The organism is uncultured Roseobacter sp. (assembly GCF_947496515.1).
GTDB lineage: Bacteria > Pseudomonadota > Alphaproteobacteria > Rhodobacterales > Rhodobacteraceae > Roseobacter.
Map to the genome: position 1 here is coordinate 63,630 of NZ_CANMDB010000016.1, position 13,180 is coordinate 76,809.

Consider the following 13,180-nt stretch of genomic DNA (forward strand, 5'->3'; position numbering starts at 1 on the left):
GGTCCTTGATCACATTAGAAAGGATCATGAAAAACGGTATGTCGCAAACTTCTCCTTTCCGTCAAGAAGTGCGGGTTCTGTCGCAAAGACTTTGCTTCGCCGGTTGCCAGCGACCGTACGATGCCTTTCATACTGCAAGGCTGGCGTAGACTGCGAACGGACAGCCGCGGCCGAGTTTTCCTTTCCTGATCATGTGTTCCGTTTCAATTCCGTCTAAAGTCGCCGATGCCGATCTGAATGACCTGAAAGTCATCATCGGCCTCGTGCGCCTCTTCGGCCCCCGGTGATTCTGCTCGGCGATATTGTTGGTATACTTCGACCGGTAGATCCGGATCCGCAGCGATGAATCGACCCTCCACAGCGCATCGTTCATGGCGTTCAGATCACCGACTACCACCTCCAGCCTAATAGGAGATCTCGATGGAGTTTGCGACAGAACCCAGCCCACCAGAGACATTCGGCACCCTGTCAGCATTCTGCAGTCGCAACGTGCTTTGCTGCCATTCGCTGCAAGCGCAAAACCCAAAGGGGACTAAACTCACAGACTGCGGACGAGCCGACGTTGACTATGGACCTTCACTGACGCGGCAGCAGGTCACATATACGGCGTGGCGACCGTTGCGGTGCCGCGCATGTCACTAAATCAGCCGTTGAATAAACCGATCGGCCCCGGAACCGCCCACTTCGCCAAACGATCTCGGTCATCGTTAGTCTAACGCGGCCACAAAGGCGCGCATGACGCTTGCCGCATTGCTGGCTGCAAGGGACATGAACGTGTTCATCTCATTCGCGCCATCGCCGCCGCCGGCCAGATCCGACAGTGACCTGAATGCGATAAACGGAACCTCGTTGGCATAGGCTACATGGGCAACTGCGGCGCTTTCCATATCGAGCACTTGAGCGTCGAAACTGGCATAAGCCCATTCTCGCAAGTCGGCATTGTCGACAAAGAATGATCCTGACACGCCGTTGCCGCCCAAAATGATTTCCGGTGGATCGCTGAGGCAGGCATTGTCGGTATTGCAATCTGCGAGCGTCATATCGGCAGCGACACCTGTGGCGATGGCAAGCAGCTCGGGATCCGTGTCAAACCAGAACCGTCGGTCAAGCTCTTCGCTTTGCGCAGTTGTGATGCCAAACGGAACGGTTGTGATCATGCCAAAGCCAGCGTAGTCAGTGCGCATCCATGGTGGGATGGAAAATGTGTCATCCGTTTCGCGCGCCATCACCCCTTCGAGATATTTGCCCCATTGGGCGGGCACGACCACATCGCCAATCGACAGGTTCGGATCGACCCCGCCTGCGATCCCTGAAAACGCAATGGCCTGAATGTCGAAATGATTCAGCGCCAATTGTGTGGTCATCGCTGCATTCACCATCGACACGCCAGATAGAAAGATCACAACCGGTTTGTCCGCTAATTGCCCAGTAATGAATGTGACCCCGTTCAGTTTGTGTTCGGTTGGATCGGTCAGGCCTTCTTGCAGTGCGATCCACTCTGGCGGGAAGGCCGACATCAATGCGATACGCGGCGTGTCGTCAAGCAATTCGGCCTGCCCGATACAGGGCAATGCGGATAAGGCAAGGACTGCGATCAGGCGCATGATATACTCCGTGTTTTGCCTCAAGCTGCAGTGTACTGAGGTAAAGTCAAGCAAAGCCGGGTGGATGATACGGTTTGCACCAGACGCGCCGCATTATCGCGCAGATGTATCGGCCCAACGCATATTTTCTTTGCAACGACCATCGATGTCCGTGCCTTCGTAGAAGACAAGCATATAGCCGAAACTTCTGAAAGCACTCATCACGAAGCGCATGTCATATCTCTTTGTTCTGATGAACGGCAGAATCCGCGGCTTTGAATCTAGGCAGTCGTCCAGACTTTGAAAAGTATGGTCTACCACACCAAGCCACCTTTGAGGCAAAACGCAGCATACGATAAATGGGCTCACAGTAGACTTGCTGCGATGCAGCAGGTGGCTCTCCCGGTCAAGTGACGGCAGCGCGGCAGTTTACTGCCGTCGGGGGACGTCTGCTATCTTTCCTGAAGAGCGAGGCGAATGCCCAGAGCGCAGTAGATACTACCAACGACCTTACCCTGCCACTTTAGGACAGTCGGATTGCGACGAAGGAAGCTGCCAAGGCCGCCAGCTGCCACCGAATAGACGATGGTGCTAAAGAAGCCAATCAGAGCGAATACGACCCCGAGAATGGTAAGTTGCGCGACCACGTAGCCCTTTTCTGGGGCAACAAATTGGGGAAGGAACGCAAGGAAAAACAGAGCGGTCTTAGGGTTCAGCACTTCGGCGAGGATCGCCTGTCTGAAGGCTTGGGGTGCGGTGATCGGAACGCGACCTTGGCCAAGATCGACAGAAGCCTTTTCGAATATCGCCTTCAAACCGAGATAAACCAGATAAGCGGCTCCAAGGTATTTCACGATAGTGAAAAGCATGGCAGATGCCGCAATGATGGCCGAGATACCAACGACTGCCATGATCGTGTGGAGGAAGTCGCCAGCTGTGATACCAGCACCCGTCGCGATGCCTACCTTGGTACCGGAAGTTGTGGCTCGCGCAACGGTCAGGAGGGTCGCGGGTCCGGGAATGAAAACAAAGCCAAGAACGATCAACGAATAGGTAAGTAGCACTGTTGGGTCGATCATTCTGTTTTCTCCGGAAATTCTTATGCTCGCAGCAATCCACAGGCGACGATTAATAGCAAGCCTCGAACCAGACTTTTCCTGCATCCTGTCGAATGAACCGGTTGGGCTCGTAATGGCTATTTAGCCGCAAGCTGCTTAGATGGCGGGTCTTTTTAAAGAGCTAGTTGCCAGCAACCGATTACGAACATTCACACTATGGCTCGAGATCTTCATTTACTCAGCTGGTCTTGCAGCCATGCAATAAGCTGATCTGTATTCGGATGTGGCTGGCTTGACGCGCTGCGGTAGACGGAAATCTCTGTTGGGCGCTCGACCTTCTCTCGGCAGGGGCGGATAAGCTTGCCTTCGGCAATCATGCCCTCGGTCGTCCGACGCCATCCAAGCGCGATGCCTTGGCCCGCGACGGCAGCTTGTAGGGCCAAGGGATAGCTGTCGAAGGCTATATGGCGCGCGCGATTTGATGGTCTGGAACCTACGGATTTGAACCAGTCTTCCCAGACCATCCAGTCCTGTCGCGCGACAGCATGTACAAGGAGGGGAAACGACGCGATCTTTCGTGGGTCAAGAGGCAACTGTTCCTCAGCAACGAGCGACGGAGCACAGACTGGGAAAACATCATCGGCTGCGGTGAACGCCATACGGGCTGATCCTGACGCCCGGCCCGATGTTTGCATCGCAACATCGAACGCTTCCTGAGTTTCCTTCAGCGGATTGCGGCTGCTGACAACGCGCAGCTCGACGCCCGGATAGCGCTCGTGGAACTTCGACAGCCGTGGCATCAGCCAGTAGAATGCCTCGCACAGCTGGCAGTGCAGGATCAGCTCTTTAGAACGCCGTCGCCCTTGCAACGCGGCCATCTCGGTGTCGATGTCGGACAGTGCGCCGCTGGCGACCCGCCCCAACCTGCGCCCGGCATCGGTCAAGAACACAGCTCGGTTGCGCCGCTCGAACAGGCTGACGCCTAACTCGCGCTCAAGCGCGGCAATCTGTTTGCTTACCGCTGTTTGTGTCATTCCAAGCTCGGCGGCGGCCATGGAAAAACTCTCAAGGCGGGCAGCAGACTCGAATGGTCTCAGGCGGCCCAGTGGCGGAAGGGTCATTTGGGGCTATCCATTCTTCTAGCTCATGTAAATTTGCCAAAAACTCCTTTTTCATTGCCGAAGATACATGCTTTTTCGGCTTTGTGTAATCAATCCCCGGAAGCTCTATGATTATGTCGGATACCCGGACTGCGGTAATCGCCATCGTTCTGTCCGTTGCCGCTCTTTCTCTCGGCGATGCTGTCATCAAGGGGACAGGCTTATCGCTGCCGCTCTGGCAGATGTTCATCCTCCGCTCGTCCCTTATTGTGCCGATCCTGTTCTGGCTCGCACGACGCAAAGGTCCGATTGCTGTAAGGAGTATCTATTGGGCCACGCTGCGCAGCGCGTTGCTCGTCCTGATGTGGCTAAGCTACTATTCGTCCCTGCCGCTAATGCCGCTGTCGCTGGCTGCCGCGGCCTACTACTCTGGACCCTTATTCATCGTCGGCCTGAGCGCTGTGGTCAGTCGGACGTGGCCGTCCGGCCGTGCGATCCTCGCAATCGCGGCGGGCTTTATTGGCGTGGTGCTGGTTATCCGCCCCGATACGGCTGGGATGACACTAGGCACGCTGCTGCCAGTCGCCGCTGGCTTTCTATACGCCTGTGCAATGGTGCTGACCTCCGCCAAATGCCGCGAGGATGATCCGCTTATCTTAGCGCTGGCCCTGAACATCACCTTCATTGTCAGCGGAGCAGTGCTTGGCCTGTTCTCAGACCAGGATGGATCGGTCATCTTCGGCCCTTGGCAAGCAGTCGATCTCCAGCTTCTCGCGACCGTTGCAGCACTCGCTGTTCTAATCTTGATTGGCAGCGTCGGCGCGGCCATTGCTTACCAGAAAGGACCGGCGGGCACTGTCGCAGCCATTGATTACAGCTATCTCGTCTTCAGCATGATCTGGGGCGGCTTGTTCTTCGCAGAATTCCCAAGCATGGTCGGCCTGCTCGGCGTCTCGATCATCGCCACCGCCGGGTTTTCAGCATTACCGACCACCCGACAGAGAAAACTGAGCCGGAATGGGTGATGCGGCTACGCCACCTGAGAGCTTGTTCCGAAGCCTGCCCATAAGAGAAAATCACCGCAAGCTCCAGTATGCAGTCGCAGCCCGCTTTGTGGTCATTCGCTGCAAGTGCGAAATCCCAGCTTTGTCGAACTAACTCATCGCGGACAGAGCTCCCCTTGGCTGCTTCTGCGCCGTACCGATTTGGCGACTTTTGATCAACGCCCCCAACGGTAATAGCTCTTTGATCTCGCGGTTTGATGTTACGATCTCGTCGACGTCAGCATCGAATAGAATAACGGGCGTGACAATGCCGTGGCCATCGCATTTGCCTTGGTCAAGACAATCAAGCGCGCCAAGGGTGTCCCCAGCCCTGGCTCACATGGGTCCTCGCCCAGATCGCCGATCACACGGCTGGACGAGTTGATGTCCTAGCGTTACTCTATCTAGACAGCGCAACTGGCCGGACAGGAAAAGCGGCAAAGTACTTTTGCAGTATGGTCCCTAGTTAACGCAACAGTCCCGCTTAAATTGGGAAATAGAGCTAAGCGTTTTTTGCACTGGTTAACAATGCGCGGGAAGTCCTTTCATTGAAGAAACGAATTTTGAACGATGCTCAGATCGCTGATCTTACCGTGTTGTTGTACAATACCCTGAAAGACCCTCAGGCTTGGACAGAATTCCTTTGCACTGCGGCTCGCTTGTTCGGTGCGCGCGGCGCGCAGATCATTCATCAGAATGTCCATGACTTCAGGCTCTCATTCACCAAAGTAACTGGCTACGACTGGACACCGGGAGCGTATGCGACCTATGCCGAATTGATTCCCGAAGACCCGAGACTTGCCTTGTTTCTAGAGAATCCGGGCCAGGTCGTGCATTGCCGCATGCGCATGACGGATGCCGAGTACCATCAATCCCGGGTCTACCGTGAGGTGCTGCGAGATGCCGGCGTCGAGTACCTTTGCGGTGTGAACTTTAGCGACGACCGACAGCATATCTTTGGCATGTTTCTTTTGCGGGACCACCTGCAATCGCCCTTCTCCGTGCAAGAGTGCGACGCGATGCAAGAACTCGTCCCTCACATCAAGCGCGTGTTGACTCTTCATGGCTTCATCGAGCGGCTCGAGGTGGAGAACCAGATCTTGCATGATACACTAGATGCATTAGGCGCCGGTGTGGTCTTGATCGACGGAAGCGCCAAAATCGAAATTGCGAACAAGGCGGCGAGAGCCCTGTTGATGGAGGGCGGCAACATCGCCGAGCGCGCCGGGCATCTGCACTGTAAGACCCGCAATGGCGAAATGACTAACGAGATGTTGCGAATGGTCAGGTCGTCCAACGGCCTGTACCCATTCGAGATCCCGCGCGACCCGGGCGACCCGTTGCTGGTCTTTATGACGCCGTACAAGCCGAGCCAAAGTCGCTATAACCCCCGACCGTTGCGGGACGACGGCGCGGTTATTGTCATGCGCGCCTCCGATACTCAGAAGGATCTGGCCGGCCAGGCGCGGGTTCTTGAACTGCTGTGGGGGCTGACACCGAGCCAGGCGCGCCTTTCCTGCCTATTGAGCGGCGGAAAAACACTCCAGGCGTCGGCTGCAGATATGCACATTACCGAAGCCAGCGCGCGGCAATATCTGAAGGTCATCTTCCAGAAATTGGATGTGAACCGTCAGAGCGATTTGGTGCGTAAGGTACTGAGCGTTCTGGTTTCCGCAAAACCGGGCTGATCACTCAAAAAACCGCTCTACCCTTCCCATTCGGGAACTGTGCCGGGGCGTCGGTGTACTTTACGATATGGGTTCATGACAAGCGCCTTGGGCTCCTGCTTGAGTGCCTATCTGAGTACGGGCGGGACAACAGCAATACGATGGCAATAAAAGCCTCCTGCAGCCGCCTTAATTAACGGAGAGTCGTACAAATGAAGATTAATCAATTTTTCACAGTCGCTGCAGTGCTTCTGGCGTCCGCGACGTCGGGCTTGGCCGCGACCTACAACATTGTCGGAGGCTTTACGGGTAAAGAGCTTGGGGATGTCGCATTCGACATCACGATCACGGCGGATTTTACGAAGGACCTAGGACCGACGCGCGATGGTTTGACGGTCAACTCATTGACATCCAGCGTTTTGGCCGGTGATCCGTTTAATCTGAGCGGGGTTTGGTCTGGTCCATTGCATTACCAATACGACGCTCAATATGATCTTCTCGACATCTTCGGAGGAAGCTTTAGAGGCGTGTCTTCAGAGGCAACTGACGTTTTCTTCACGATCGTTCGGCTTTCGCAGACTAATGCATGGATGACGGATCCATGGAATTCAGTGGGGTCACTTTCAGGTACGGTCGATAGAGAAGGTTCTCCTACATCTTTGTCTGTCACTCTAATTCCCAATCAGTCGCCATCTATCGTACCACTTCCCGCAGGTGGCCTGTTGTTTTTGACAGGTTTGGCAGGATTTGCATCCCTTCGTCTCCGGAGGAAACGACTGGCGCATTGCTGAGTGACCGTCCGGTCAGGGTGCGACTTGTGAATTGCCTGCCAAATCTTCGCTGCGCGATGAAGGGATGGAATATACCTCTGTCGCCGTGAGGCGTCATGATCCGGGCACATGTAGCGACTTTCAGGGTTAATGCGCGTGCAGCACCTAGGTAAAAATTCTGCAGTGGGCTCTCAGCCGACCTCGGATGCAACGCAGCATCTGGGTTTGACCGGGTCTGGCTACCGGTGGGAACCGGCCCAGAGCCGGCCTCCACAGTGCGGTCTCTATGACGCGGTGCAGCCCGCCAGACCTGATGGGGTGGATGGCTCCTGCTCCAACCGGCGTCGCAATGCGCCATAATGCAGTTGTCATAACTGCTATGAGAGGAGCCACCCAATGCAGGTTACAACAATTGGCATAGATCTCGCCAAGAACATCTTTCAGGTCCATGGTATCGCAGAGAACGATGATGTGTTGTTCAACAAGCCCCTGAGACGGACGCAGTTTCTGCCGCTTTTTGCTAAGTTAGAACCCTGCCTGATCAGCATGGAGTCTTGCAGTAGCGCCCATCATTGGCCCGCGAGTTGACGGCCTTGGGCCACAAGGTGCGTTTGATTCCGCCGATTTATGTGAAGCCCTACGTCACGCGAGGAAGTCAGACGCAATCGACGCTGAGACAATCTGTGAAGCAGTGACACGACCCACGATGTGCTTTGTTGCGATCAAAACGGTTGAGCAACAAGCGCTGCTATCGCTGCATCGTGCACGCGACCTTTTGGTCCGCGAAAGGACCTAATTGATCAATGGGTTGCGTGGTCTGGTCGCTGAGTTTGGTATCTTTATCCTGAGGCGCTTAGCGCCTGTGATCAGTTTTGCTGAAGACATCACACTTGGTGACGTTCTCGATCTGCCTGACATTGCCAACGAAGTGATCCATACTATGTAAGACTGAATCGTGGCCGTACATAAACGGGTCCGTTGGTACGAAGATCGTGTAAAACAAGTCGCTAAAGAGGACGCAGGTGTCCGTTTGTTGCGCACGTTACCCGGCGTAGGCGCGGTGACGGCCTCTGCGATCATCGCCAGCATCGGCGACGGGCATCAGTTCCGTAATGGCCGGGAGTTTGCCGCCTGGCTGGGCCTGACGCCAGCGAACAAGTCCAGCGGAGGCCAGGAAAAGCTGGGGCGGATTACCAAGATGGGTGATCAATACCTACGTTCATTGCTCGTCGTTGGTATGACATCGCTGGTCCGAAAAACGCGGTCAGACCCGGAACGTGCCAGCAAATGGTTGACCAGATTAGTGGAGCGCAAACCAGCCCGCGTCGCCACTGTTGCCATGGCCAAAAAAAACAGCCCGGATCGTCTGTGCGTTGCTCACCCGCAACGAACCTTACTGCCCACGCGCCGCAGCCTGAGACGAAAGGAACATCGAGTTAGCAAGACCCGCGATATGATCGCGCATAAGTCTGCCGCCAAAACCAGGAAACTCCGCCGAATGGCGCGGGCGTAATAGCCCGTAAAGCTGATAGGAACTTGGTTTGCAGAACCCATCCATTGCCCGGCAGGCGATGCTTGCATCGCTGAGAGGGAGGGCCAGCGGTCAAAGCCGCGCAAACAGGCCGGACACATGACTGCTTCTGACAAGTGCACAAATCAGATAAAAAAGGACTTGCTATGCAAGGGCCATCCACACAAGCCATTCGCTACAACCGCGAAATCCCGAAGTCCGCGAAAGGGAAAATCGCGGGATAAAGTATGACTTCGCAGTGCTTCTTTGAAATGACTGCTTCTTCTTTTTGACCAATGGACGGTTTCGCACTGTGATCTGGCACCCGTTTGACCGAATACCTTTGAAGTGAGGAACGGACTCTGATGACATCGTGAGGTAATTTCCATTTCAGGTCGCTGTGTGGGTAGTGTTCTTTAGGGACTTCAATCCAGTTCCTTATCAACATTGGCACGGTTTCGGCATCGGGCTCGTGCCAGTGTATTCACGCTTGGGCGGCGGCGCGGGATCGACCAACCTGCCCCACGAAATCTGAATGCGAAGTATCATTCACGTTGTGCATCAAGACGTAAGACAAATCGGGGTGCGATCCGTTCGCTTCTACGCAGCATATTGACGACATTGGTGCCGTTGCGCTGGATTCGATTTGCATCGTCAGTCAACCCGGACAGCGTCACAATTGGTGTGCCTGGCAACGGCTGCGTCGCGCTTTGCTCTCGGCATTCCACCAGCGATGCACCTGAGGCCCCAATACTGTATTCGACGAAGAATTCTGTCTGTCCAGGTAGGCGTTTCGATACAGTCCCTTGGCCGGGCACATCATACTCGACGGTGACGGTGGTGCGTACCGACACTTCGATTGCGTCGATTGAGGGGTCCCAGCCAACCAAACGAAGACTGCCACCTGCATTGATCGTGACGGGCCCGCGGATTGCGCCCCTCGACACCCCCTGCGGAGGCCGGGCCTTAAAGGCCTGGTTTTGCGTACATCTGTTGGCAATGGCCTGCGCATCTCCAGCGAGGTTGAAACTGTCGAGCACCCGGTTGTCGTCAATGCCATAAACGCGGATTTCGTCCTGCAAGTTCAACCCAATACCAAGATACGTTGCCGCAAGAAATGCCCCGTCAGGCGACAATGCCAAATCGCTGAGACCTTCGCCCGGCCCGAATGTGTCCAGTTCCGGCCGGAAAAGGATTGCCGCGGGCGGCTCAACCCCATTTGGGTCGTCAGGCTGCAATGCGGCAACCCGCAGGACTTTGTTTCCGTCAACAGCGCCCTCTTCGACAAAGGCGAACCGTGGCTCCTGCGTTGCTCGGTCCAACGCATCGAAAAAGCCCTCGAACACTCCGCAGCTTGCCAGCACGCTTAAGCTTGCCGCCGCAAAAAAACAGCGTTTCATCGTTCATCTCCTATTTTCAAATACGTCTAACACAACCCAAAGGTGATGAAATCGCAAGTGAAGAAATCAACAGGTAAACACACATCTGCGTCTAATGAACTTTCGGCTTTCAATCGTACCTATATGAGGACGACTTCGGCAAAATGCAGAATGTAGCGCTAAGGGTTCTAAGCCTTGTTGACCACACAATGATTCTTCGCTGTGCAGTGAATGAACTGGTGAACTGCGGGATGAAAAGCACCATATCGCTGCGCGTACCAGTGACAGCAACGCGGTTTAGTAGGCTCAAGTTTTTTGCCAGTTTGGCACCCAGTCTTCCATCGCGGTAGATAAGTCCCACTGGGGCCAGCAGGAGCCCCGTGAGGCGCCAGCCCAATCCTGCATCCTCTTAACACTTGCCTAGCAAAGGAGGATGTTTCGTGGCGTCTCACAAGGAAATAGCACCTACAACTCTCATGCGACTTATCGGGACACCCGCGTGCCCCGCTCTTATAGATGTTCGCATCGACGAAGACTCTTCCGCCGACCCGTGTCTTGTTCCGCGATCGGTTCGACACGCCTTCGAAGATGTCGCCGCATTGGTGGAGACCGCATGCTGAGTACCAATGCATGGTTAGAAGTCGCAGAGTTTTACTCAAACCCCTCCAAAACAACCTTGCCCTTTGCCGTACCGGTTTCGATAAGCTTGTGCGCCCTTTGTATGTTGGCAGCGCTGATGTTGCCCACGACGGTCTCGAGCGTTGTGCGAAGACGCCCGGCGTCAACCTCAACAGCAACATAGGTCAGCAACTTATGCTGTTCGATCATGTCGGTCGTCTGGTGCATGGCGCGGGCAAACATGAACTCCCAGTGCAGGGAGGCTGCCTTCATCTTCATCCCTGCCATCGGCATAGGCAGATGGGTGTCGTGGATGCTGACGATGCCGCCTTGCGGACGGATCATCTCTACGCAGGCCTCCCAATGGCGCATGTCGTTGAAGATCGCGATGTGATCGGCGTGGTCAAATCCGAGGGCGCGCATCTGCGATGGCATATCCTCACGATGGTTGATGGCGTGATCGGCCCCGAGCTTCTTCACCCAGTCGATCGTTTCCGGGCGTGATGCGGTCCCCATCACGGTCAAACCTGCCGCTTTGGCAAGCTGGACGCCAATTGACCCTACGCCGCCACCCGCGCCGATGATCAGGATGGACTGGCCTGCATCGCCACCGTCCCGGTCAATGCCAAGCCGGTCGAAGAACGATTCATAGGCCGTGATGGTCGTCAGTGGCAGTGCCGCTGCCTCAGCGAAGCTGAGCGATTTCGGTTTGTGCCCAACGATGCGTTCATCGACCAGTTGGAATTCGGCGTTCGAGCCCGAGCGGGTGATGTCTCCAGCGTAGTAAACTTCATCGCCCGGTTTGAAGAGTGTCACATCTGGCCCAACGGCTTCCACGACACCGCTGGCATCCCATCCCAGGATACGCGGCGGGTTCTCGACTGTGTCACCACCGCCCGCGCGGACTTTCGTGTCGACCGGATTGACGGACACGGCCTTCACCGCAACCAACAGATCCCGTCCTTTGGCCTCCGGTTTTGGCAGATCTACATCGACAAAAACGTCATCGGCGTCGATGTCGCGGTAATGAGTGATCCCAACGGCTTTCATAGCTTATTCCTTTCGATGTCTTCAGTAACCCAGACGGCTCGGGGCAAGTGGGGGGAACCGGAAGATGCGGTAAGGCGGGTGGTTGCGCGCATCCCCATCGTTAAAGATCGCAGCCTCAGACACCTGCGCGGCAGAGACATACATGTACCCATCCGGCGCATAGCTTACGCCGTCGGGCCAGACGATATCGTTATGCGCCGCGTAGACGGCGTATGTCGGTGTCTCTGTCGGAATGATGCCAACAGCATTCGTCTCAACCGCCGTCAGATAGAGATTCCCGTCCCTGTCGATGCCGAGCCCCCCGTTGTTGGGCTTTTCGGCATATTTCTCCACACGGTTGCCCAGTTCGGCGTCCGAGAGGGACGTATCTGCAATGTCATCCAACCGGATGCGGTAAATCCACCCACCTGACAAAGGCCCGAAGTAAAGCCATTCAAAGTTCAGATCCGCCACGATCCCGTCCGCGCCGATGCGAAGCGGCTCCTTACCAGTCTTTCCGTCAACCGTGAGTTCGCGTTCATCGATGACAACGCTCACCTTTTCGGGAAGGCAGCTTTCATGGCCCTGCAGGAGGCGACGGGTGGCGCCGGTCTTCATATCAATGACAACGAGTGCCGCATCGGTCCCGTCACCATCTCGCCCGACCCCTTCATCGGCGATGATGATCTGGCGGCGCTTTTCATCAATTGTGAAATCGTTGTGCTGAGAGCTTGGCAAAGCTGCCGGCGTCGGCACGTAGTAAATGCGCTCCAGACTGTCGGTGTTTGTATTCCAACCTACGAGTTTGGGCGTCAAATCACTGCGCAACCCCATATCTATCATCCAGACGACGCCATTGCCGTCGCACCGCAAGCCCAGGACTGAATCTAGGAACTGATCGGTATCTTCTTTCGGTGTGTTCCAGTCTGTGTTCGGGAACGGTATTGCGCTTTTCCGATCCGCGTTCAGCTTTGCCACCCGCGTGTCAGGGTCGAAAAAAGGGTGATAGCTGAAGATTACGTCAGACTTTGGCGTGAAGGTAATGTTGCCAACAGATCCCGAAAGCTCAGCAAAGAGTTCGGCTTTGATCGGCCAGTCAGAAGGGGCGGTCATCAGGTCGTCCTTTCGTCATTGCTTGGGAAAAAGGGCTGCGGGCTATGTTGCCGCAGCCGAGATGCGTACGGCGCGTAAGATCACCCAATATGCGTCAGCTCATGCACCCAGAATTTTTCGAGCTTGCCGCCGGTCGCGTCCTGAAAAGCCTTCAGATGGTCGTTATTCATGTGCGTCTGCCATAGATCGCGGTTCTGCCAGTTTTCGTAAAACATGAAGTATTTCGGGTCGCCGTGATCCTCCCCCACTGGAGTGGTCCTCCGCTATGTTTAGGAAAACGGAGGAATACCATGGCAAACAAGCGACCAAA

Annotated in this window: 11 protein-coding genes and 1 pseudogene; 4 read left to right on the forward strand and 8 right to left on the reverse strand. The window is 55.4% G+C overall.

Features of this window, described 5'->3' with window-relative positions:
- Positions 1 to 127: 127 nt before the first annotated feature.
- From Q1A53_RS20755 to Q1A53_RS20770, 4 genes are all read right to left on the reverse strand, one after another.
- Positions 128 to 475 carry a DDE-type integrase/transposase/recombinase gene (locus tag Q1A53_RS20755; RefSeq protein WP_366873020.1) on the reverse strand — a complete coding sequence of 116 codons (348 nt, stop codon included), beginning with the start codon at positions 473 to 475 and terminating at the stop codon, positions 128 to 130.
- 232 nt (positions 476 to 707) lie between these two features.
- Positions 708 to 1,604 carry a 5'-methylthioadenosine/S-adenosylhomocysteine nucleosidase gene (locus Q1A53_RS20760; protein ID WP_299970369.1) on the reverse strand — a complete coding sequence of 299 codons (897 nt, stop codon included), beginning with the start codon at positions 1,602 to 1,604 and terminating at the stop codon, positions 708 to 710.
- Between the two features lie 431 nt (positions 1,605 to 2,035).
- Positions 2,036 to 2,746, reverse strand: a complete 711-nt coding sequence (locus Q1A53_RS20765) for a LysE family translocator (RefSeq protein ID WP_299970372.1) — start codon at positions 2,744 to 2,746, stop codon at positions 2,036 to 2,038.
- Positions 2,747 to 2,871: 125 nt separating this feature from the next.
- Positions 2,872 to 3,762, reverse strand: coding sequence for a LysR substrate-binding domain-containing protein (locus Q1A53_RS20770; protein WP_299970375.1), 891 nt, complete (start codon positions 3,760 to 3,762; stop codon positions 2,872 to 2,874).
- A 107-nt stretch (positions 3,763 to 3,869) separates the two neighbouring features.
- Here Q1A53_RS20770 and Q1A53_RS20775 point away from each other — a divergent pair, with 107 nt between their 5' ends.
- From Q1A53_RS20775 to Q1A53_RS20790, 4 genes and pseudogenes are all read left to right on the forward strand, one after another.
- A complete protein-coding gene (locus Q1A53_RS20775; protein ID WP_299970378.1) occupies positions 3,870 to 4,766 on the forward strand; it encodes a DMT family transporter in 897 nt (298 codons plus the stop codon).
- Positions 4,767 to 5,347: 581 nt separating this feature from the next.
- The gene (locus Q1A53_RS20780; protein WP_299970381.1) at positions 5,348 to 6,472 is read left to right on the forward strand and encodes a hypothetical protein; all 1,125 of its coding nucleotides are present in this window, start codon (positions 5,348 to 5,350) and stop codon (positions 6,470 to 6,472) included.
- Positions 6,473 to 6,663: 191 nt separating this feature from the next.
- A complete protein-coding gene (locus Q1A53_RS20785; protein ID WP_299970384.1) occupies positions 6,664 to 7,242 on the forward strand; it encodes a VPLPA-CTERM sorting domain-containing protein in 579 nt (192 codons plus the stop codon).
- A gap of 375 nt (positions 7,243 to 7,617) precedes the next feature.
- A pseudogene (locus Q1A53_RS20790) lies at positions 7,618 to 8,639 on the forward strand (IS110 family transposase).
- A 637-nt stretch (positions 8,640 to 9,276) separates the two neighbouring features.
- Here the strand turns inward: Q1A53_RS20790 and Q1A53_RS20795 are convergent.
- From Q1A53_RS20795 to Q1A53_RS20810, 4 genes are all read right to left on the reverse strand, one after another.
- Positions 9,277 to 10,131: a hypothetical protein gene (locus Q1A53_RS20795; protein ID WP_299970386.1), complete on the reverse strand. Its 855-nt coding sequence runs from the start codon at positions 10,129 to 10,131 to the stop codon at positions 9,277 to 9,279.
- A gap of 630 nt (positions 10,132 to 10,761) precedes the next feature.
- Positions 10,762 to 11,778, reverse strand: coding sequence for a zinc-binding alcohol dehydrogenase family protein (locus Q1A53_RS20800; protein WP_299970389.1), 1,017 nt, complete (start codon positions 11,776 to 11,778; stop codon positions 10,762 to 10,764).
- Positions 11,779 to 11,799: 21 nt separating this feature from the next.
- Positions 11,800 to 12,870, reverse strand: coding sequence for an L-dopachrome tautomerase-related protein (locus tag Q1A53_RS20805; RefSeq protein WP_299970391.1), 1,071 nt, complete (start codon positions 12,868 to 12,870; stop codon positions 11,800 to 11,802).
- Positions 12,871 to 12,950: 80 nt separating this feature from the next.
- The gene (locus Q1A53_RS20810) at positions 12,951 to 13,118 is read right to left on the reverse strand and encodes an antibiotic biosynthesis monooxygenase (protein WP_299970393.1); all 168 of its coding nucleotides are present in this window, start codon (positions 13,116 to 13,118) and stop codon (positions 12,951 to 12,953) included.
- Positions 13,119 to 13,180: the final 62 nt, after the last annotated feature.